Source organism: Mesorhizobium sp. M0437 (assembly GCF_040321335.1).
Taxonomy (GTDB): Bacteria; Pseudomonadota; Alphaproteobacteria; order Rhizobiales; family Rhizobiaceae; genus Mesorhizobium.
The window spans coordinates 108,433-127,707 of sequence record NZ_JAMYRK010000003.1; the positions used below are offsets into that span (position 1 = coordinate 108,433).

Sequence of the window (19,275 nt, forward strand, 5' to 3'; positions counted from 1 at the left end):
GACGGCGGCCAGAGACGCACGTCGATCAGCCATCCAGCCGGTCGCGCAGCATGCTCCAGGGGAGCACCATGTTTGGTGCATGCCGCATCAGGCTATGGAACGGGATCGGCGACGGCGGCGCAAACGGCAGCGGCAAATCCTGAGGCTTTGTTCCATCAGCCCAATCCGCAAGCACCTTGCCCATCGCAGTGGTCATGGCGATGCCGCGTCCGTTGCACGCGAAGCCGGCGATCAGCCCGGGGCCGAGATCGACGAGGTGCGGCAGGAAGTCGGGCTCGACGGCAGCCATCCCCGACCAGCTGTATTCAAGCGGCGGGATGTCCGGGAGATCGAGATATCTGGCAAGCCGCCGCCAGATCGCCCGCGGCACCCGCGTGTCGGCACCGGGGCCAAAAACATGCATGCCGCCGGTGATCAGCCTGTTTCCGCCGTCGAAGCGGAAGGTGAAGAGATTGCGTCTTGTGTCGCCGACGCCTTGCCCGCCAGGAAGCAGGCGAGTGCGTATTTCGCGCGGCAGCGGCGCTGTCGCGATCTGGAAGATTTTCAGCGGGAAATAGGTTCGCCGCAGCGCCCGATCCAGCGGCCCGCCATAGGCGTTGGTGGCGACCAGCACCTTTCCTGCGCGTACCGAACCGGAGGCCGTCTTCAAAGCCCAACCATCGCCTATGTGATCGATCGACGCGACACGCGTATTCTCGAAGATGCGCGCTCCGGCCTTTTCCGCCGCGTCGGCCAATCCGCGCGCATATTCGACCGGATTGAGGACGCCATCCGATCTGTCGATCCAGCCGCCGAGATAACCGCGAACGCCGGTCAGCTCTTCGACCGCCTGTCCGTCCAGCGCAACAGCCGGCCTTCCGCGCCTTGCCCATTGTTCGGCGCGCGATCTGGTCTTTTGCAAAGCGGCCGGTGAATGGGCTGGTTGTATCCAGCCGCTCTGGACAGAATCGCATTCGATGGCATGCCGCCTGATCAGGTCGAAGACGAGGTCGGCGCTGCCGGCGGCGAAATCGACAAGGCGTTCACCGCGTTCGGGGCCGAGCTGGGCAATGATATTGTCGGGGTCTCTTTTCGCGAAATTCGGCACGACGAAGCCGGCATTCCTGCCGGTTGCCCCCCAGGCGATGATTTCCGCCTCGAGGACGGCAACCGAGTTGCCTTTCTCGGCACTGTGCAGCGCGGTGGAAAGGCCTAAAAAACCGCCGCCGACAATTGCCAGATCGACATCGAGTGCGCCTTCGAGGGTGGGCCGGTCGCGGCGACTGCGGCTGACGGCATGCCAAAGGGAAACGCCGTGCGGCCCGGTCACGCCGTTCATGAGCCGCTCTCGCTCGGGGCCACGCGTCGACGTTTGCCGAACCTTGGACGCCGCGGCCTGTCGCCAAACAGGCCGTTCGGCCTGACCAGAAGGATGACGCACAGCATCACGCCGATGGCGACGATCTGCAGCGAAGCGGCGCGGGCCTGCTGTTCCGGCGAGAACAACATACTGGTCAAGGCTCCCGATCCGGCCCATATCGCCCAGACCAGGATGCTGCCGATGACGGCGCCGATGTTGCTGCCCGAGCCACCGACGATCAGCATCACCCAGACCTGGAAAGTCAGTGCCGGCAAATAATTGTCCGGGGCGATGAAGCCGGTGAAATGCGCCTGCAGCGCACCGGCAAGCGCCATGATGGCGCCACCGACGGCAAAGGCCTGGACGCGGTAGAACCGTGCGCTTTTGCCTAGGGATATCGCGGCCCGCTCATCCTCGCGAAGCGCCTTCAACACGCGCCCCCACGGGCTGCGCGACAGATGCTCCAGCGCGAGATAGACGATCAGCGTCACCACCGAGACGATCGCAAGGTTCGAAAGGTTGAACAGCAACGGCGTTTCGGCAAGGCCGCCGAACGGACGCGGAATAAAGCCGATGCCGAACGGCCCGCCGGTCAGCTTCTGGGCATCGAGCGCTACCAGTTGCACGACGACGGCGACGCCGAAAGTAGTGATCGCCAGATAGTCCGATCTCAAGCGTAGCGTGGCAATGCCGGTGATGGCGGCGGTGACGCCGCCCAATAGCATGGCGCCAAGCCAGCCGATAAGGATCGGCAGGTCGAAGCCGCCCAGGCGCGCGGCATCGTCGGGCGTGGTCAGCAGCGCCGAGGTGTAGGCGCCGATGGCAACGAAGCCGGCGACCCCGACATTGAAAAGCCCGGTCAGCCCCCATTGCAGATTGAGCCCGAGCGTGATGAGCGAAAAGATCAGCGCGGTGGTCAGGAAGAAGGCGCCGTAGCCGAGCAGATCCATCAGCGTTCCCTCACTCCGAAAAGGCCGATGGGCCGCACGAACAGCACCGCTATCAGGATGATGAACGAGACGGCTGCCCGCCATTCGGCGCCGATCAAATGCACGGCAGCCGCTTCGGCCATGCCGATGATCAGGCCGCCGAGAACGGCGCCAGGCACGCTGCCGATGCCGCCGAGGATGGCGGCCGCGAACATCGGCAGCAGCATCTCGAAACCCATGAACGGGCGGATCTGGATGAGAATGCCGATCATGACGCCGGCGACGCAGGCCAGCGCGCCGCCGATGATCCAGGTGACGCGCACCACCCTGGCGACGTCGATGCCGACGATGCGGGCAAGTGCCGCGTTCTGACTCAATGCCTGCATCGAGCGGCCGGTCTGGGTCCGCGTCATCAGGAGATGCACGCCGAGCACCAGCACGGCGGTCAGCAGCAGCAGCGCGATCTGGTCCGGGGTGATGCGGATGCCGAAACCTATCGGCATGGCGATCTGGATCGCCCGGCTGAAATAGGTCGGACGCGAGGTGAAGATGAATTCGAGCAGGCTTCTCAGCGCCATCGAGGCGCCGAAGCTGGCCATCACCACGATGATCGCCTGGCCCTTGGCCCGCAGCCGCGCGAACAGCACCATGTCGAGCACCAGCGCCAGCAGGCCGGTGGCCGCCATGCCGATGATGAGCGCGACGATCAGCGGCCAACCGAAGGAGAGGGGCGCGATCGGCGCGATCTTGCCGAAAATCGCGCCAATGGCGCCAACCACGGCGAGCGTCGCATAGGCGCCCCAGGCCATGAAGTCGCCATGGGCGAAGTTCGAGAAGCGCAGGATCGAATAGGTGAGTGTCACGCCGATGGCGCCGAGGCCGATCATCGAGCCTGCCAGCAGTCCGTCGACGACGAATTGCAGGTTCATGCCGCGCTTCCTTGTCCAAGATCGAGGCGGCGCTGGCCAAGATAGAGTTCAGCCACGACCGGGTCGCTCCAGAGCTCGGAGGCGACGCCTTGGTGCCGCTCCTTGCCCTCAACCAGCACATAGGCGCGGTCTCCAATGGCAAGCGCTGCCTTGGCGTTCTGTTCGACCAGCAGAATGGTGACGCCGGACTTTCGGATGCCGGCCAGCATCTCGAACACCATCGCCACGAATTTCGGCGACAGGCCGGCCGACGGCTCGTCGAGCACCAGCACCTTGGGATGGACGATCAACGCCCGGGCGACGGCCAGCATCTGCCGCTGTCCACCCGACAGATTGCCCGCGGCCGTTCTGCGCTGACGGGCGAGATCGGGAAAGGCCGCATACATTTCCTCGATGCGGGCTGGGACCTCGCGCGGCCTCAGGATGCCGCAGGCGACCCTGAGATTGTCCTCGACCGACATCAGCGGGAAGATGTTCTCTGTCTGTGGCACGAAGGCAAGGCCACGGCGGACCATGATGTGAGCGGGCGACGCCGTGATATCCTTGCCGTCCAGCAGCACCGTGCCGCCGGTGATCGGGACAAGGCCGGCGATGGCCTTGATAAGGCTCGACTTGCCGGCGCCGTTGGGACCGAGAACGACGACGATCTCGCCCTGGTCGACGGTGATCGAAGCGCCGCGCACGATCGGAACGCCAGGCTCGTAGCCGGCTTCGAGATCGCGGACATCGAGTACCTTTTGGCTCATGCCGTGCCTCCGAGGTAGGCCTCGATGACGCGCGGGTCGCGCGCCACCTCCTCCGGGGTGCCTTCGCACAGAAGCTGGCCGCTTGCCATGACCAGGACGCGGTGGCAAAGCCGCGTCACCATTTCGATATTGTGCTCGATCAGCAGGAAGGTGATGCCGCGCGCATTGATGTCGCGGATGCGATCGATAATGATCTCGAGCAGGGTTGCGTTGACCCCGGCCGCCGGCTCGTCGAGCAGGATGATCGCCGGGTCGGCCATCATCACGCGGGCCAACTCGAGCAGCTTGCGCTGGCCGCCTGAAAGCACGCGCGCAGGTTCGTGCGCGAGGTGAGCGATCGTGACGAGCTCGAGCAGTTCGACGGCTCTTGTCTCGGCAGCCCTTTCTTCGGCAGCGACTCGCCGGGGCGTCAGGAAATTGGCGAGCAGTTTTTCTCCAGTCTGTCCTTGCGCGGCCAGCATGACGTTTTCGATCAGCGTCAGGTTAGGCAAGGGCCGGGGGATCTGGAACGTGCGGCCAAGGCCGCGGCCGATGCGGCGATGGGCTGCTTCCCCCGACACCGATACGCCATTGAGGAGGATTTCGCCGCTGGTCGGCAGAATGCTGCCGGCGAGCAGGTCGAACATCGTGGTCTTGCCGGCGCCGTTCGGGCCGATGAGGCCGAGTATTTCACCCGGCCGGACGTCAAACGAGACATTGTTGACCGCGACGAGGCCGCCGAAGCGCTTGACGACGTTCCTGGCCGTCAGAACCGGCGTGCGGATCTCCTCCTGCCGTTCCGTCGTGTCGCCCATGAATCCCTCAGGCCGAAAGCGATCTTCGCCGCCTATGATTTGATTTGTGATCACACTTGCTTTGATCACGCTATTCGGCTTTAATTTCTTCCGCAAGCCGAAAACGGCCAAGACCGGGATTGCCCATGCAGAAGGCCGCCATCGAAAAGAACAATGAGGTGATCGCAGCCCAGCTTACGCCGGTCGGCCGCGAGACCGTGCAGGATCGCGTCTATTCGGAGCTGCGCCGCGCCTTGATCGGCGGCCTTTTCGAGCCGAGCCAGGTGCTAACCATCCGCGGCCTCGCCGACGCGCTGGTCACAAGCACCATGCCGGTGCGCGAGGCGCTCGGACGGCTGATCACCGAGAAGGCGCTGGAGGCGCTTCCCAACCGTTCGGTGCGCGTGCCGCCGATCACGCTGGAGCGCATCGACGACCTCTTGCGCGCCCGCTCCCTGATCGAGGGCGAAGCGATCGCCCTGGCCGCCACGCGCATGAACGCGCGCCAGATTGCTTCGGTCGAGGCCATGCTCGGCGAATGGGACGAGATGCGGGCGCTGAAGCACAAGAAGGATATCGACCGCGAGGCCACGCTCAACCAGAGCTTCCACTTCGAGATCTACCGTTGCTGCGGTTCCGCCGTGCTGATCCCGATGATCGAGAGCCTGTGGTTGCAATCCGGGCCTTGCATCCGCGTTGCCATCTACGCCTTCTCCGACGCCGGCGAGGTCGATACGGCCCACTACCACCGCAGCATCGTCGCAGCGCTTGCGAGGCAGGATGCGCAAGCGGCGCGCGAGGCGCTGGTGGCCGATATCAGCCGGCCCTTCGCCTTTCTGCGCGACAAGCTCCAATCCACAAGCAAGGAAGGATTGAGGGCATGACGGCGCCTGGCATCAGCATCACCGAGCCACGCTCGAAGCTTTCCGTGACCGCGCTTCTGTTGCCTGAAAAGGCGCCCGACAACGCCGCCTTCCTGCTGGCGTATCTCGAGCAGCCGCGCGTCGTTTCCGGCATCCATGCTATGTGGACGGGGCCGGAAATCTCCTGCCCGGTTCCATCAGCCGAACTTGAGGGCCAAACCTATGCCAGGCCCTTGCCGGCGGAGAACGCAACGCTGACGCCGCAGCCGGGCGACATCGTGTTGTCCTACGTGCCGCCGCGCATGTGGGGCGGCAACCCGAATGCCATCTTTGACGTCGGCCTGTTCTACGGAGCGGGTGCACGCCTGCTGTTCCCGATCGGCTGGCTTGCCGGAAGCGTCGTCGCGCAGGTGGTGCCTGAGGATCGCGACAAATTCGCAGCTGCTTGTGGCGGGATCCGCCGCAACGGTGCCTGCGACATCACCTTCACCCGGGTGGAGATCTGAATGGCTGAGACCGACGACAGTTTTGAGCTCTTCGACCTTCGCGTCGAGGCGGTTATCCCCGAGGGCAAGCCGATCTATTGCGGCGCCAAGCCCGGCGACTATTTCGAGTTGAAGGGCGAGATGCTGTCGATGCCAGCGGGGCAAGGTTTCTCGATCTATTCCATTGCGGCAGTGTTGCCGCTTCTGGCCGCAAAGCAGCGCCCGACCCACAGGAACGACTGGATGACGTCGGACGCCGAGATCGCTTGTCCGGATCCCAATTGTGCCAGCCGGCTGAGGATCGTCAGGACCGGCAAGCGGCGGTTCAGCCATGCCGAAACGACGGCGGTGCCGCTGCCGAAGGAGAATGACCGGAGATGACCGCCAAGGCTTTCGAGCTCAGCCCCGGCTATACGATCTCGCGCGTTATTCGCGGCGGCTGGCAGCTTGCCGGCGGGCACGGCGCGATCGACCGCCAACAGGCGGTAACCGACCTGATCGCCACCTTCGACGCCGGCATCAGGACCTATGATTGCGCCGATATCTATACCGGTGTCGAGGAGCTGATCGGCGCGGCACGCCTGCGCCTTGCCAATGAGCGTGGCCTTGATGCTGCCGCCAAGATGAAGGTGCACACCAAGCTAGTGCCTGACCTCGAACGGCTTTCCACGATCAGCCGCGACTACATCAGCAGCATCGTCGAGCAGTCGCTGCGGCGGCTGAAGACCGAGCGGCTCGATCTCGTGCAGTTCCACTGGTGGGACTATGCGCTGCCCGGCTATGTCGAAGCGATGGGCTGGCTCAACGAAATCCGCGGGGAAGGCAAGGTGCGCAACATCGGCACCACGAACTTCGACACGCCGCGGTTGGCCGAGATCCTGGCCGCCGGTGTGCCGCTGGTCAGCCAGCAATTGCAATACTCGGTGCTCGACCAGCGGCCAGCCAACAGCCTTGCAGCGCTCGCCAGCCGGCACGGCGTCAGTTTCCTCTGCTACGGTTCGGTGGCGGGCGGCTTCCTCAGCGAAAAATGGCTTGGCGCTGCCGAGCCGCAGACGCCGCTCGAAAACCGATCGCTGGTCAAATACAAGCTGATCATTGACGACTTTGGTGGCTGGGAGCTTTTCCAGGAGTTGCTTCGCACACTGAAGGCCGTCGCCGACCGCCACGGCGTCGATATCGCCACCATCGCCAGCGCCTGGGTGCTGGAGCAGCCGCAAGTGGCGGCCGTCATCGTCGGCGCTCGCAACCAGGCGCACGCCCTTGCCAATGCCAGAATCATGGACGTCGCGCTCGATGCCGACGACTGGGCGAGGATCGCTGCCGTGATCGCGCAAAGCCGTGGGCCGCTGGGCGACGTCTACACTTTGGAACGCGACCGTCACGGCCGCCACGGCTCGATCATGCATTACAATTTGAATGCAGGCAGGAAATGAACGCGGCCATGGACGAAAAGCCCTCCTTGCTTTCCCGCGCCAGCGCCGAGGTGGTCGATCTCCACCGCTTCTTCGTCGACTGGTTCAATGCGGCGAGTGCGGACAATTCAGATTTCAGGCGCTTCGAACGCGTCATGGGCGAAGGCTTCCGCATGGTTGTGCCGGATGGCCAGGTCCTCGATCGTGACGCGGTGCTCGACCATGTCAGGGCAAGCCGCGCCACTTGTGACGGCAATTTCACCATCTCGATCGAGGAAATCCGGGCCGGCTGGCAACAAGGCGACACGATCGTCGTCAGCTACATCGAAGCGCAGCAGCGCGCCGGCAAACATAGCCGCCGCCGCTCAAGTGCCGTTTTCACCACCAGTTCATCGGCGCCCAACGGCGTCGAATGGCGACATCTGCATGAAACCTGGCTGCAGATGCCGGAAGGCTGAACAGGCTCAAGACATCAATGAGAGTCGTGTAACGAAAGGGGAACAACAATGAAAAAGACCATACTTCAGATCACCACCGCGCTCGCACTGCTGACAGCGGCCGGCGCAGCGCAAGCCGCCGATTGCAAGATCACCGTCGGCCTCGTCATGGAACTGACAGGCCCGGCCGGCGAGTACGGCCAGGCCGGCGCCAAATCGGTCGAGATGGCCTTCCGCGACATCAACGATGCGGGTGGCGTCCGCGGCTGCGATCTCGCAACCGACACGCGCGACAGCCAGAGCCAGGGCAACATTGCGGTCGACGCCGCGACGCAGCTCGTGCAGGTCAAGAAGGTGCCAGTGATCATCGGCGGCATCATCTCCTCGGTGTCGATCCCGATCCTGACCTCGGTCACCGCTCCGGCCAAGATAGTCCAGGTGTCGCCTGCTTCCTCGTCGCCGACGCTGACGGCGCTCGGGCGCGACGGCAAGACCAACGGCATCTTCTTCCGCACCATCACATCTGATGCGCTGCAGGGCGTCGCCGCCGCCAAATATGCCATCGACAAAGGCTTCAAGAAGCTGGCGGTCATCCACGTCAACAACGACTTCGGCGTCAACATGGTGGCGGAATTTTCGCGCGCCTATAAGGCACTCGGCGGCACCATCGTCTCCGACACGCCCTACAATGAAAAGCAGTCGAGCTATGCCTCGGAAGTGACGGCGGCGATGGCCGGCGAGCCCGACGGGCTTTATCTCGTCAGCACGCCTGTCGACGGCGCAACCATCGCCCGCACTTGGATTTCGCAGGGCGGTGTCCAGAAATTCCTGCTCAATGACGGCATGAACAGCCCGGACTTCATCGAATCCGTTGGCGCGGATTATCTGAAGGATGCGTACGGCACTTCCTCCGGCACCAGCCCGACCGCATCGACCGAGTATTTCACCAAGAACTATAAGGAATTTTCGGGCATCGAACCGTCGAACCCGGCGGCCGACCGGTCGTATGATGCCGGCGCCATCGTCGGCCTGGCCATCGCCATTGCGGGCTCCGAGGATCCGGCCAAGATCAAGGAGGCGATGTACAAGGCGGTCGACCCGGCCGGCACGCCGATCTATGCCGGCAAGGATGAGTTCGCCAAGGCGCTCGGCCTGATCAAGGATGGCAAGCCGATCCGCTACGAAGGCGTCATCGGCCCGGTCGCCTTCGACAAATACGGCGACATCACCGGCCCGTTCCGCCTCTGGAAGATCGTCGACGGCAAGGTGACGACCGACGGCGAAATGACGACGGATGACGTCAACGCCCTGCAGGCGAAGCTTCAGTAAGCCGCCCATGTCTTGTCCGGCATCGATCCCATTCCATTGAGGTTGATGCCGGACACTTGCATGTCCTGTTGCTGGTCAGGCCGGCCTGGAAACGACCACCGCACCAGCCCAGAGCGGCCTCGGTTCAACGCAGCTTTGACACCACCCACGGTCGAGCCGACGAGATCGGCAATCTCTTCCAGCGAATAGTCGAAGACATCCTTGAGCAGGACGCAGGCGCGCTCCTTGGGCGGCAGATGGATCACCAGCCGCTCGATGGCGCGATCCGCGCCCTGGCCCGCCGTCCAGCGAAATGAAGCTGCCCACGATCAATTTTCTCATCGCGTGTCTCCGGTTGCGCAACAGGCATCCAGTCGGATCCAAGAACCGGCGCAAACGAACCGGCCCGACGGATGACCACAGGATGCTTGCCTGAGACGTTTCCGGTTCGACTTTGGATACGCGTGAGGACCGTTTGAGCTAATAAAGCGGCTTGGCCATGTGCCGGGGGGTCGGCCATTCCGTCGTTATCCCCGGCTGCACCGGCCGCTCGAGATAGGTCGACAGGACCACATAGCTTCGGGTCGAGGTGACGCCGGGTGTTTCGTAGAGGCGCGACAGCAGGCCCTCGAGCGCCCGCGTGTCCTCGGTGCGGACCTTGATCAGCATGCATGTGTCGCCGGCCACCGAATGGATCTCCTCGACTTCGGGGTGTTCGGAGATTGCCATCAGCTCCGGCGTCTTTCCCCACCCCTTTGTGTCGATATGGACGAAGGCAAGCAGCGGCTTGTGCACCGCCTTGGGATCGATGATGACCGCGGTGTTGCGGATGGCGCCGCTGCGCCGGAGGCGCTTGACGCGTTCATGGGCTGCCGGCGGTGAAAGGCCGACGCGGTCGCCGAGCTCGGCATAGCTGATCGTGGCGTCGTCGACCAGAACGCCTAATATTTTTCGGTCGGTTGCATCGATATCGCGGGCGGCGGGCCTGTTCTGCGGAATGCCATCTGTTTCTTCATCCATATTAAAATTCCCGATTGATGCAGAATTTAATACGGCCATTATTGCCATATGTCGAACACTGATCAAGTCGCAACATTTACAGCAAGGCCGCCTATCCCGGCCCTCGCTTACCTCCTCACCGGATGCATTGCCGTGATCGGCTCGAACTCGCTGGTGCTCGGTCCGATCGCACCGGCGGTGGCCGCGTCCTTCGGCACAAGCGTGCCGGCGGTTATGATCGCGTCCGCCGCGTTCGGGCTCGGTACGTCGGCGAGCGCCTTGTTCCTGGCGCGCTATATCGATCGGCTTGGCGCCCGTCGCATGCTGCAAGGGGCGTTGCTGCTGCTGGCGATAGCGCTCGTCGCCAGCGCCGCTGCGCCGACCGTGACGACGCTGGTCGCGGCCCAGCTTCTCGCCGGCATCGCTGCAGGTGTCGCCATGCCGGCAATCTATGCCAGCTCCGCCGCGATTGCGCCGCCCGGTCGTGAAAGCGGCACCATAGGCGTCGTGCTGACCGGCTGGACGCTGAGCATGGTCGCCGGCGTTTCGCTGTCGGCCGTACTTGCCGATCTGGTGCATTGGCGCGCCGTTTTCGCGGCGGTCGCGGTGCTCGCAGCACTCGCATTGGCAAGCCTGGCGCTGACGTCGCTGAGCGATGTCAGGAAGAGCGGTCCGGCACCGACGCCGCTGGGTGCGTTGGCCGTTCCGGGCATAGTGCCGCTGCTGGTCGCCTGCGCCGCCTTCATGACCGCGTTCTACGGCATCTACGGCTATCTTGGCGATCACCTTCACAACGGCTTGGGACGGCCGGTCAGCGCGAACGGGCTGGCCGCGCTCGCCTATGGTGTCGGCTTTGGCGCGGCGGCGCTCCTTGACGGCGTTATCGATCGCCTGGGTGCGCGGCGTGTCATGCCGTTTGCCTACCTGCTCGTCGCGGTCGTCTATGTCGCGATTGCCGCGGCAAGCAGTAGTTTTCATCTGACCATAGCGGTGATAGCCGTCTGGGGCCTTGCCAATCATTTCGGGCTGAACGTGCTGGTGATGCGCCTGTCGGCGCTCGACCCTGCGCGCCGCGGCACGATCATGGGTTTGAACAGCGCGGTGACCTATCTTGCGGTGTTCGTCGGCACCACGGCGTTCGGACCGCTCTATTCCACGTTCGGTTTTGCGGCATCGGCGGTGGTTGCAGCCTTGCTCATGCTAATCGCTGCTGCGGCAGCGGCGTGGCGTTCGCCGAAGCTATAGCACAGCAAGGCTTGCGTCTCGGTCCCGTCCTTCGATAGATGCTTGGTGGATGGACAATACAACGCTTGAGACAACCGCCGACCCCTTGCCGCACGAGCTGGCTTTTCTCGGAGAGCGGCTTGCGGCGTTCAACGACAGTGATGTCGGCGCCTCCTGCAGGAAGGCATTGGCCGTGTTCGTGCGCGATGAGCACGGCGCTATTGTCGCCGGCATCTCGGGATACACCGCCTGGGGCTGGCTCTATGTGCAATGGCTCTGGGTCAATGAAAAACTGCGCGGTCACCGCATGGCCGGCAGGATGCTCGAGGCGGCCGAGAGGGAGGCGATCGCGCGCGACTGTCGCGGCGCCTGGATCGACACGTTCAATCCCAAGGCCGCCAAGGCCTATGAGCGCCAGGGCTATCAGCCCTTCGGCGTGCTTGCCGATTTTCCCGTCGGCCGCAGCCGCATCTTCCTGCAGAAGAGGCTGAAGCCTGACTAGCCGGCAAGGCGTCCGCCGCACATCGGCTTTGGCACGCCGGTCGTACTGGGGAAGCTGATCGGCAAGCCCCTGAGCACGCGCACTGCCAGGAACGCAAAACACTCCGCCTCCACCGCATCGCCCTTCCAGCCAAGCGCCTCGGCCGGAACCGCTTCGACGCCAGCGCGGCTGGCAAGCATGGCCATGATCGTTGGGTTGTGTCGACCGCCACCGCTGACCACCAGCCGCTTCGGCCGGCGCGGCAGAAGATCGAGCGCCTTGCCGACGGCGGCCGCGGTGAAGGCCGTCAGCAGGGCTGCGCCGTCCTCGGCGTTCATTCCGTCCGCCATTGAGGCGCCGAAATCGAAACGGTCCAGCGATTTCGGGTAGGGTTTGGTCAAATACGGATGCTGCAGGAGCTTGGCCAGCCGCGCTTCGTCGACCGTGCCGGCGCGGGCAAGGGCGCCGTCGCGGTCCATTTCGCCGAGCCCCTTCGATTTGATGAAATCGTTCAGCGGTGCGTTGGCGGGCCCGGTGTCGAAGGCAACAACATTGTCCGTGCCATCCCACCAGGTGATGTTGGCGACGCCGCCGAGATTGAGCACCGCCGTGTCGCCGGTGGCGTCGGCTTCGCGCAGCAGCGCGGCGTGATAGGCGGCCGACAGCGGCGCGCCCTGGCCGCCGGCGCGCATGTCGGCCGAGCGGAAGTCATAGGCGACCCTGGTGCCAAGGATGGCATGCATCAGCTCGCCGTCGCCAAGCTGGCGGGTCTGGCCCAGTCGGTCCACTTGCGGGGCACGGTGCAGCACGGTCTGGCCGTGGAAGCCGACGACCCCTATATCGGCCATCGTCAGCCCGTGGCTTTCGACCAGATCCTTGACTGCCGCGGACTGGGCGCGCGTCAGCGCTTCCTCTGCCTCGTCGAAGATTGCCGGTTCCGGCCCTGTGAAATTCCAGCTCCTTGCCTGCCGCAGCGTCTCTTCCAGCAAGGTCCGGATCGACTGCGGGTAGGGGGCAAGCGTGTAGATGCCGAAGTCGTCAATCCGTTCGCCGTCGGTCTTGATCAGCGCGACATCGATATTGCCGTCCAGCACGGTGCCGGTCATCAGGCCGACGGCCCACATGGGTTCGCCATTTTTCGGATTCATGGTTGTCAGGCTCCGTTGGCGAGATCGCCGACCGCTTGGCGAAGCGCTACGATCCCGCTGTTGAAATGACGTGTCGGATGGATCCGGTTGGTGAGCAAGGTCCAGGCTCTGCCTTTGTCGAAGTCGACCCACAGCCCGACACCGGTAAAGCCGGTATGCCCGATGGTTTCGGGGCTGCATAACCGGCCGCCGGACCAGCCTTCGTAGGGTCGCTCCCAGCCATGGGTGCGGGTTGCCGACAAGGGCGTGCGCATTAGCGCGATCGAACGCTGCGACGCGCCGGTCCCGTCCAGCAGCCCTTGCGCAAAGTCGAGGACCGAAGCCGCCGTTCCGAACAGGCCGGCGTGACCGGCACCTTGCAAGGCCGAGCAATTGTCGTCGTGGACTTCGCCGCAGAGCACGCGATGACGCCATGTGCAGTCTTCGGTCGCCGCCGCTTGATCTGGTTCGGCGGAGAACGCGAAGCCCGGACCGGGATCCATCTCGCGAATGGTCTTGCCAGACAGGCGCTCTAGGACGAAGCCGAGCAGGATGAAGTTGATATCAGAATAGACCGGCTCGCCAGCCTGCCATTCGCGCTGCAGGATGAAGGCGCGCAGCAGGTCCGAATCGTGGCCATAGGTGTAGATCGGCGCGACGGCGGGAAACGGTGTCTGATGGCCGAGACACTGGCGAAACGTTACGTTCCGTTCCCAGGCTTTTTCGTCATATTGGCGAAGGTCGGACAGGACGGAAATCAGCGGCGCGTCGAGGTCGATGACGCCTTCTTCCGCCAGTGCCAGGATACGCGACGTGGTGAAGATGACTTTGGTCAGGGAGGCCAGGTCGAACCATGTCCCGACATGCATCGGCCGTATCTTGGGCACGACTTGGGCTGAGCCGATTGCCCGGACGATGCGTTCGCCGTCCCCGTCAACTATGCCGAGCACGCAGCCCGGAATGCGCGATGCGGCCACGGCCGCTTCGAGCGGGGCGAATGCGCGGGAGAAGAAATCATGGTCGATCAACTACGCCTCCGTTTGGAAGGCAGCGAGGGGCTGTCCGTCTGACTCTGCATGCTTTCGAGCGACAATCATCACGCTTCCACCCGTGCCCTATGATCCGGCCCGAATTGCTGCCAATTGGCCGGCCCCGGCTCAAACCCCAGCGGACGCACGAGCGAGGGGACCTGGCGCGTGTCCAGCTCGAAACGTTCATGCCGCCGGTCTATAGTAGGAACGGCCGCGATAAGCTGTTTGGTATAGGAGTGCTTCGGCTCCGAGAGCACCGATCTGGCATCGCCGATCTCGACGATCTGGCCGGCATAGATGACCGCGATGCGATGGGCGATCCGCTCGACGACAGCCATGTCATGCGAGATGAACAGATAGGCCAGCCCGAATTCACGCTGCAGCTCGATCAAAAGCTCCAACACCCTGGCCTGCACCGACACATCGAGCGCCGAAACCGCTTCGTCGAGGACGACAACCGAAGGATTGAGCATCAGCGCGCGAGCGATGCACAGGCGTTGCCGCTGGCCGCCGGAGAATTCGTGCGGATAGCGCTGCAGGCTGTTTTCCGGAAGGCCGACGCGTTTCAGCAGCGCGGCCATTTTCGCCCGCGTTTCAGCAGTTATCCGTCCGCCGGTAGCGATCACAGGCTCTGCGAGGATGCTTTGGATGGTGAGTCTGGGATTGAGCGAGCCATAGGGATTCTGGAACACCATCTGCATGGGAAGGGCGCTCTGCCCGGTGACGGGCTTGCGCGCGCTGGCCGAGATCGTGCCGCGCGTCGAGCGCACCAGCCCCAGAATCGCGCGGGCGGTGGTGGACTTTCCGGAACCGCTCTCGCCGACGACCGCCAATGTCTCGCCCGGCATTAGCTCGAAATCCACACCGTCCACGGCATGGACGGCACCGCTGGTACGGCTGAAAAACCCAGCCTTGACCGGAAACCGCACTACGAGGCCATCGACCTTCAGCGCCGGCTCGGCAGCTTTTTGCGTTTCGCGTTGCACGTCCTTGCGTGCGGCACTGCCGCCGGCGAAATGCGGCACCGCATGAAGCAGATGCCGCGTATAGGGATGCCGCGGATCGTCCAATATCTGGTTCAATGCGCCCTGCTCGACAGCTTCTCCGCCTTGCATCACCATCACCTTGTCGGCGATGCCTGCAACCAGACCGATGTCGTGGGTGATGAAGATCATCGACATCCCGGTTTCCTGCTTCAACTCGGCGAGCAGCGCCATGATCTGCGCCTGCACCGTAACATCCAGCGCCGTCGTTGGCTCGTCGGCAATGAGCAGGCGCGGGTTGCACGCAATCGCCATGGCGATCATCACCCGCTGCAGCATGCCGCCCGAAAGCTGGTTGGGCGTGTATTTCAGCCGCCGTGCAGCGTCGGGAATACGCACGCGGTCGAGCGCGTCCTTGGCCGCCGCCGTCGCTCGCCGGCCGGTCAGGCCGCGATGCAGGCGAAACGATTCCTCGATCTGCCTGCCGATGGTCAGCACCGGATTGAGCGAGGTCATCGGCTCCTGGAAGATCATGCCGATTTCGCCGCCGCGGATCTTCGTCAATTGCGGCTCGGCTGCGGCTGTCAGGTCGAAGGTGCTGCCGTCGGCCCGCCTCAGCTTGATCGACCCGCCGGTGATGCGGCCGCCGCCATAATCGACGAGGCGATTGATCGACAGCGCCGTGACCGACTTGCCCGAGCCGCTTTCGCCGACGATGGCCAGCGTTTCGCCGTCGGCGAGATCGAAGCTGACGCCGCGCACGACCTCATTGGCTTGCGGGTTGCGACCGAAGCCGACGCGCAATCCGCTGACGGACAGCAGCGGGATCATGCGATCGATCTCCGCATCTTCGGGTCGAGGACATCGCGCAACGCATCGCCGAGCAGGTTGAAACCGAGGATGCCGATCATGATCGCCACGCCCGGGAAGATCATCAGCCAGGGAGCTGTCTCCATCAGATTGCGGCTGTCGCTCAGCATCAGGCCGAGCGACGCGGCGGGCGGCTGCGTGCCGAGCCCGAGGAAGCTTAAGCCGGCTTCGGTCAGCAGTGCCCAGGCCAGCGCCAGCGTCACCTGAACCGTCAGTGGCGCCACCAGATTGAGCAGCAGATGCCGTGTTACGATATAGCCCGCACTGCTGCCGAACGTGCGGGCCGCGTCGACGAACTCGCGCGCCTTGAGCGACAGAGCCGGACCTCGCACGACGCGCGTGAAGATCGGTGTGTAGACGACGGCGATGGCAATGACGCTGGTCGAGGTTCCCGGTCCCGCAACCGCGACGATCAGCAGCGCCAGCAGGATCGCCGGGAACGCCAGCACAACGTCCATGATGCGCATCACCATGCCGTCCCAGCGGCGCCCGAACCAGGCTGCCGCCAGCCCGAGCACGGTGCCGGCCAGTGTCGCAAAGGCGACCGAAAAGAAGGCCACGATGAAGGACTGGTCGATCCCGGTCATCAGCCGACTTGCGACATCGCGGCCGAACAGGTCCGTGCCCATCCAGTAGATGCCGTCAGGCGCATGCAGTCGCTCGACCCGGTGCTGCGTCAACGGATTGTGCGGCGTCAGCCCCAGCATGCCAAGCACGGCAAGCAGCAGATAAAGCGCAACGATGGCACCGCCGATCCGGCCGCTGGGATGCGCAAATATAGCCCGCAATGTCGCCATCAGTGCTCGCTTAGCCGGATACGCGGGTCGAGCGCGACATAGGCGAGGTCGACGAGGAGATTGACGATCATGAAGTTGAAGGCGATGAATAGCACGCTTCCCTGCACCAGCGCGTAGTCGCGCTGCAGGATGGCATCCAGCACCATGCGGCCGAGACCGGGCAGCGCATAGATCTGCTCGACGATGACAGCTCCGCCCAGGAGGTAGCCGAACTCTATGCCGCTCAGCGTCACGACCGGGATGAGCGCGTTGGGCAAAGCATGCCGCCAGATGACGCCGCGCGCCGAAACGCCCTTGCTGCGCGCCGTCCTGACATAGTCGTCGCTGAGCACATCGAGCATCGCCGAACGCGATATGCGGGTCACCGAAGCCGCGAAGGCAAATCCAAGCGTGACCGCAGGCAGCAACAGCTGGCCGAGATTGCGCAGCGGATCCTGCCACAGCGGCGAAAACTCGCCCATCGCCGGCAAAACGCCAAACCCCGCCGACAGCGTGTAGATGATCAGCAGGGCAAGGACGAAGTTCGGCGTCGACTGCCCGATCATTGCGACAACGCGCACGCCGAGGTCGGATAGCTTTTCATTATGGGTGGCGGCAAAAATCCCGGCCGGCATGCCGACAACCAGGGCGATGATCATCGACAGCAAGGCGAGTTCCAGCGTTAGCGGGAAACGCTCGAGGATGACGTCGAGCACCGGCCTGCCATAGGTGGACGAAATGCCGAGATTACCTTGGAAAAGACCAAGCAGCCAGCGCCAGTATTGGATGAACCAGGGCTGGTCGATGCCGAAATAAGCTGCAAGCGCATCGCGCTGCTGCGGCGTCAGCAGGCCGGCTTCGGTCCCCAGCATTGCCGTGATCGAATCGCCCGGAACCATCCTGATCGCCAGGAACACCACGATGGACACGCCAAGCAGGACGAGAGGGAAGGTCGCCAGTCGCCGCATCAGATAGTTCACGCGAAGAATATCCTCTCGTCCGGCATCAAAGCAGCTACTGGATCGTCACCTTGGCGAGGCTGAACAGCGAACCTGTCGGCACCGGTTCGAATCCTGCGATATTCTTCTGCTGTGCCGTGTAGCTGTAGGACGTGTAGAGCCAGATCCAGGGCGACATCTCAGTGATGTGCTTCTCGAAGTCGGCGAAGATCGCTTTGCGCGCTGCCGGGTCGGTCTCGGTGCGGCCCTTCTGCATAAGACTGTCCAGCGTGTCGTCGATATAGTTCGCCACCTTCTGCAGATTGCCCGTCTTGGTCCAGTAGCGGTTGTACATAGTGTAGGGATCGGCCCTGCCGCCGTTCAGCGCGACGGCCATGTCGAAATCGCCCTTCAGCCAGGCGTCGACATAGACGTTGAGCTCCATCATCTTGATGTCGAGCTTGACGCCGATTTCTGCGAGTTGCGACTGGATCACCTGGGCTTCCGCCGCTGCCGTCGGCGGCTCGCCGGTGGCGCCGATCACGGTCGCCGAAAAGCCGTCGGCATAGCCGGCTTGGACCATCAACTGCTTGGCCTTCCCAATGTCGCGCTTATAGCAGAACAACTGCTTCGGATCGGTCGCCAGTGCCGGGATGGTCAGCGGGCCGGTGACCTTGCCTTCGCCGAGCGAGGCGGTGTCCAGCACTTCCTGCCGGTCGATGGCGCAGGAAATCGCCTGACGCACCTTGAGTTCGGTCATCGGCTTGCGGGAGGGATTGAGCTGCAGCACGTGATAGGCAAGCACCGGCACGCGGTTCAACTGCAGGCTGGCTTCCTTGGGCACCAGCGTGGCGACAAGCGGATCGTTGAGCAGGGCAAAATCGATCTGCTTGGTGCGCATCGCCGCCAGGATTGCCGTCTCGTCCGGCAGCACGCTGATATCGATGCCGTCGACGCCGGTCGCGCCGCCTGCCCAGTCCTTGTTGGCGACAAGCACTTCCTTGGAATTCGGATCCCATTTTTCGAGCTTGAACGGACCCGAGCCGATCGTTGTCGTGCCGATCGAGCCGGCCGCGATTTCGCTTGCCGGGACGATCGCCGCATTGACGTCGCTCATCGCCGTCAGGATCGGCACGTCCGGCTGCGAGAGGTGGAACACGACGGTGGCTGGATCGGGCGTGTCGATGCTGGCGATCGAGAGAAAGTTGGCGCGCGCCGCAGCACCCGTCTTCTCGTCGAGTATGCGCTCGAACGATGCCTTGACGTCGGCCGAGGTCACGGCGGCGCCGTTCTGGAATTTTGCTTTCGGATTGAGCTTGAAGCTCAGCTCCTTGCCGTCCGGCGAGAACTGCCATGAATCGGCAATCGCGGGCGTGATTTGCAGGTTTGCGTCGAGCCGCACCAGCGGTTCGTAGATCAGCTCCAGCAGCCGCAGTGAGGAGAATGCCGTCTGCTTGTGCGGATCAAGACCGGTGGCGTCCTGCGACCACGCCATATGCAGCGTCGCCGCACTCGCCTGCACCGGTAGCGCGGCGATGCCAACCATTGCCGCGAGCGTCATGCCGGAAAGCAGTTTCTTGCCAATGTGCCGTACCATTGTCGTTCTCCCATTATTGTTAAACCAG

The 19,275-nt window shown here is 63.7% G+C and carries 21 protein-coding genes; 8 read left to right on the forward strand and 13 right to left on the reverse strand.

What is annotated here, in order from left to right:
* Positions 1 to 25: 25 nt before the first annotated feature.
* Genes NKI72_RS03190 through NKI72_RS03210 form a run of 5 tightly spaced genes read right to left on the reverse strand, consistent with a single transcriptional unit; the run spans position 26 to position 4,737 of the window.
* Complete coding sequence (locus NKI72_RS03190; protein ID WP_352849894.1) at positions 26 to 1,318, reverse strand: NAD(P)/FAD-dependent oxidoreductase; 1,293 nt, start codon at positions 1,316 to 1,318, stop codon at positions 26 to 28.
* Positions 1,315 to 2,292 carry a branched-chain amino acid ABC transporter permease gene (locus tag NKI72_RS03195; protein ID WP_352503013.1) on the reverse strand — a complete coding sequence of 326 codons (978 nt, stop codon included), beginning with the start codon at positions 2,290 to 2,292 and terminating at the stop codon, positions 1,315 to 1,317. Before NKI72_RS03195 ends, NKI72_RS03190 begins: the two co-directional genes overlap by 4 nt.
* On the reverse strand, positions 2,289 to 3,197 hold the full coding sequence (locus NKI72_RS03200) for a branched-chain amino acid ABC transporter permease (RefSeq protein ID WP_352849895.1): 909 nt from the start codon (positions 3,195 to 3,197) through the stop codon (positions 2,289 to 2,291). Before NKI72_RS03200 ends, NKI72_RS03195 begins: the two co-directional genes overlap by 4 nt.
* Positions 3,194 to 3,943, reverse strand: a complete 750-nt coding sequence (locus tag NKI72_RS03205; protein ID WP_352502973.1) for an ABC transporter ATP-binding protein — start codon at positions 3,941 to 3,943, stop codon at positions 3,194 to 3,196. Before NKI72_RS03205 ends, NKI72_RS03200 begins: the two co-directional genes overlap by 4 nt.
* Positions 3,940 to 4,737 carry an ABC transporter ATP-binding protein gene (locus tag NKI72_RS03210; protein WP_352502974.1) on the reverse strand — a complete coding sequence of 266 codons (798 nt, stop codon included), beginning with the start codon at positions 4,735 to 4,737 and terminating at the stop codon, positions 3,940 to 3,942. Before NKI72_RS03210 ends, NKI72_RS03205 begins: the two co-directional genes overlap by 4 nt.
* A gap of 125 nt (positions 4,738 to 4,862) precedes the next feature.
* Between NKI72_RS03210 and NKI72_RS03215 the strand changes: the two genes are divergently transcribed.
* Genes NKI72_RS03215 through NKI72_RS03240 form a run of 6 tightly spaced genes read left to right on the forward strand, consistent with a single transcriptional unit; the run spans position 4,863 to position 9,242 of the window.
* Positions 4,863 to 5,600, forward strand: a complete 738-nt coding sequence (locus tag NKI72_RS03215; RefSeq protein WP_352502975.1) for a GntR family transcriptional regulator — start codon at positions 4,863 to 4,865, stop codon at positions 5,598 to 5,600.
* Entirely contained in the window at positions 5,597 to 6,085 is a 489-nt protein-coding gene (locus NKI72_RS03220; RefSeq protein WP_352849897.1) for a DUF3830 family protein, read from the forward strand. The genes NKI72_RS03215 and NKI72_RS03220 overlap by 4 nt, the downstream gene beginning before the upstream one ends.
* Entirely contained in the window at positions 6,086 to 6,445 is a 360-nt protein-coding gene (locus NKI72_RS03225) for a TIGR04076 family protein (protein WP_352472221.1), read from the forward strand.
* Positions 6,442 to 7,497 carry an aldo/keto reductase gene (locus NKI72_RS03230; RefSeq protein ID WP_352502977.1) on the forward strand — a complete coding sequence of 352 codons (1,056 nt, stop codon included), beginning with the start codon at positions 6,442 to 6,444 and terminating at the stop codon, positions 7,495 to 7,497. Before NKI72_RS03225 ends, NKI72_RS03230 begins: the two co-directional genes overlap by 4 nt.
* Positions 7,498 to 7,505: 8 nt before the next feature.
* Positions 7,506 to 7,934 carry a DUF4440 domain-containing protein gene (locus NKI72_RS03235; RefSeq protein WP_352472224.1) on the forward strand — a complete coding sequence of 143 codons (429 nt, stop codon included), beginning with the start codon at positions 7,506 to 7,508 and terminating at the stop codon, positions 7,932 to 7,934.
* Positions 7,935 to 7,982: 48 nt separating this feature from the next.
* Positions 7,983 to 9,242, forward strand: a complete 1,260-nt coding sequence (locus NKI72_RS03240) for an ABC transporter substrate-binding protein (protein ID WP_352472226.1) — start codon at positions 7,983 to 7,985, stop codon at positions 9,240 to 9,242.
* On the opposite strand, the gene NKI72_RS03245 is transcribed toward NKI72_RS03240, so the two are convergent.
* Positions 9,236 to 9,499: a sigma-70 region 4 domain-containing protein gene (locus NKI72_RS03245; RefSeq protein ID WP_352503014.1), complete on the reverse strand. Its 264-nt coding sequence runs from the start codon at positions 9,497 to 9,499 to the stop codon at positions 9,236 to 9,238. The two genes, NKI72_RS03240 and NKI72_RS03245, sit on opposite strands and share 7 nt — an antisense overlap.
* Positions 9,500 to 9,701: 202 nt before the next feature.
* Positions 9,702 to 10,241 (reverse strand): Lrp/AsnC family transcriptional regulator, encoded by a 540-nt coding sequence (locus NKI72_RS03250; RefSeq protein WP_352452390.1) that lies wholly within the window; start codon positions 10,239 to 10,241, stop codon positions 9,702 to 9,704.
* Between the two features lie 48 nt (positions 10,242 to 10,289).
* On the opposite strand from NKI72_RS03250, the gene NKI72_RS03255 reads away from it, so the two are divergent.
* Positions 10,290 to 11,465 (forward strand): MFS transporter, encoded by a 1,176-nt coding sequence (locus NKI72_RS03255; protein ID WP_352542250.1) that lies wholly within the window; start codon positions 10,290 to 10,292, stop codon positions 11,463 to 11,465.
* Positions 11,466 to 11,514: 49 nt separating this feature from the next.
* A complete protein-coding gene (locus tag NKI72_RS03260) occupies positions 11,515 to 11,946 on the forward strand; it encodes a GNAT family N-acetyltransferase (protein WP_352502980.1) in 432 nt (143 codons plus the stop codon).
* Here the strand turns inward: NKI72_RS03260 and NKI72_RS03265 are convergent.
* The 6 genes from NKI72_RS03265 to NKI72_RS03290 form a co-directional block, all read right to left on the reverse strand.
* The gene (locus tag NKI72_RS03265) at positions 11,943 to 13,073 is read right to left on the reverse strand and encodes an anhydro-N-acetylmuramic acid kinase (protein WP_352849898.1); all 1,131 of its coding nucleotides are present in this window, start codon (positions 13,071 to 13,073) and stop codon (positions 11,943 to 11,945) included. The genes NKI72_RS03260 and NKI72_RS03265 overlap by 4 nt on opposite strands.
* A 5-nt stretch (positions 13,074 to 13,078) precedes the next feature.
* Complete coding sequence (locus tag NKI72_RS03270; RefSeq protein ID WP_352849899.1) at positions 13,079 to 14,080, reverse strand: serine hydrolase domain-containing protein; 1,002 nt, start codon at positions 14,078 to 14,080, stop codon at positions 13,079 to 13,081.
* Positions 14,081 to 14,148: 68 nt separating this feature from the next.
* A complete protein-coding gene (locus tag NKI72_RS03275; RefSeq protein WP_352502983.1) occupies positions 14,149 to 15,897 on the reverse strand; it encodes an ABC transporter ATP-binding protein in 1,749 nt (582 codons plus the stop codon).
* Positions 15,894 to 16,733, reverse strand: a complete 840-nt coding sequence (locus tag NKI72_RS03280; protein ID WP_352502984.1) for an ABC transporter permease — start codon at positions 16,731 to 16,733, stop codon at positions 15,894 to 15,896. Before NKI72_RS03280 ends, NKI72_RS03275 begins: the two co-directional genes overlap by 4 nt.
* The gene (locus NKI72_RS03285; protein ID WP_352502985.1) at positions 16,733 to 17,692 is read right to left on the reverse strand and encodes an ABC transporter permease; all 960 of its coding nucleotides are present in this window, start codon (positions 17,690 to 17,692) and stop codon (positions 16,733 to 16,735) included. The genes NKI72_RS03280 and NKI72_RS03285 overlap by 1 nt, the downstream gene beginning before the upstream one ends.
* Positions 17,693 to 17,726: 34 nt before the next feature.
* Positions 17,727 to 19,247 carry an ABC transporter substrate-binding protein gene (locus tag NKI72_RS03290; protein WP_352849900.1) on the reverse strand — a complete coding sequence of 507 codons (1,521 nt, stop codon included), beginning with the start codon at positions 19,245 to 19,247 and terminating at the stop codon, positions 17,727 to 17,729.
* Positions 19,248 to 19,275: the final 28 nt, after the last annotated feature.

What these genes read in the sequence shown, in the direction of transcription:
- NKI72_RS03190 (WP_352849894.1), bottom strand. Translation starts at nt 1,318, where the DNA reads ATGAACGGCGTGACCGGGCCGCACGGCGTTTCCCTTTGGCATGCCGTC.
- NKI72_RS03200 (WP_352849895.1), bottom strand. Translation starts at nt 3,197, where the DNA reads ATGAACCTGCAATTCGTCGTCGACGGACTGCTGGCAGGCTCGATGATC.
- NKI72_RS03205 (WP_352502973.1), bottom strand. Translation starts at nt 3,943, where the DNA reads ATGAGCCAAAAGGTACTCGATGTCCGCGATCTCGAAGCCGGCTACGAG.
- NKI72_RS03210 (WP_352502974.1), bottom strand. Translation starts at nt 4,737, where the DNA reads ATGGGCGACACGACGGAACGGCAGGAGGAGATCCGCACGCCGGTTCTG.
- NKI72_RS03215 (WP_352502975.1), top strand. Translation starts at nt 4,863, where the DNA reads ATGCAGAAGGCCGCCATCGAAAAGAACAATGAGGTGATCGCAGCCCAG.
- NKI72_RS03220 (WP_352849897.1), top strand. Translation starts at nt 5,597, where the DNA reads ATGACGGCGCCTGGCATCAGCATCACCGAGCCACGCTCGAAGCTTTCC.
- NKI72_RS03225 (WP_352472221.1), top strand. Translation starts at nt 6,086, where the DNA reads ATGGCTGAGACCGACGACAGTTTTGAGCTCTTCGACCTTCGCGTCGAG.
- NKI72_RS03230 (WP_352502977.1), top strand. Translation starts at nt 6,442, where the DNA reads ATGACCGCCAAGGCTTTCGAGCTCAGCCCCGGCTATACGATCTCGCGC.
- NKI72_RS03235 (WP_352472224.1), top strand. Translation starts at nt 7,506, where the DNA reads ATGGACGAAAAGCCCTCCTTGCTTTCCCGCGCCAGCGCCGAGGTGGTC.
- NKI72_RS03240 (WP_352472226.1), top strand. Translation starts at nt 7,983, where the DNA reads ATGAAAAAGACCATACTTCAGATCACCACCGCGCTCGCACTGCTGACA.
- NKI72_RS03250 (WP_352452390.1), bottom strand. Translation starts at nt 10,241, where the DNA reads ATGGATGAAGAAACAGATGGCATTCCGCAGAACAGGCCCGCCGCCCGC.
- NKI72_RS03255 (WP_352542250.1), top strand. Translation starts at nt 10,290, where the DNA reads ATGTCGAACACTGATCAAGTCGCAACATTTACAGCAAGGCCGCCTATC.
- NKI72_RS03260 (WP_352502980.1), top strand. Translation starts at nt 11,515, where the DNA reads ATGGACAATACAACGCTTGAGACAACCGCCGACCCCTTGCCGCACGAG.
- NKI72_RS03265 (WP_352849898.1), bottom strand. Translation starts at nt 13,073, where the DNA reads ATGAATCCGAAAAATGGCGAACCCATGTGGGCCGTCGGCCTGATGACC.
- NKI72_RS03275 (WP_352502983.1), bottom strand. Translation starts at nt 15,897, where the DNA reads ATGATCCCGCTGCTGTCCGTCAGCGGATTGCGCGTCGGCTTCGGTCGC.
- NKI72_RS03280 (WP_352502984.1), bottom strand. Translation starts at nt 16,733, where the DNA reads ATGGCGACATTGCGGGCTATATTTGCGCATCCCAGCGGCCGGATCGGC.
- NKI72_RS03290 (WP_352849900.1), bottom strand. Translation starts at nt 19,247, where the DNA reads ATGGTACGGCACATTGGCAAGAAACTGCTTTCCGGCATGACGCTCGCG.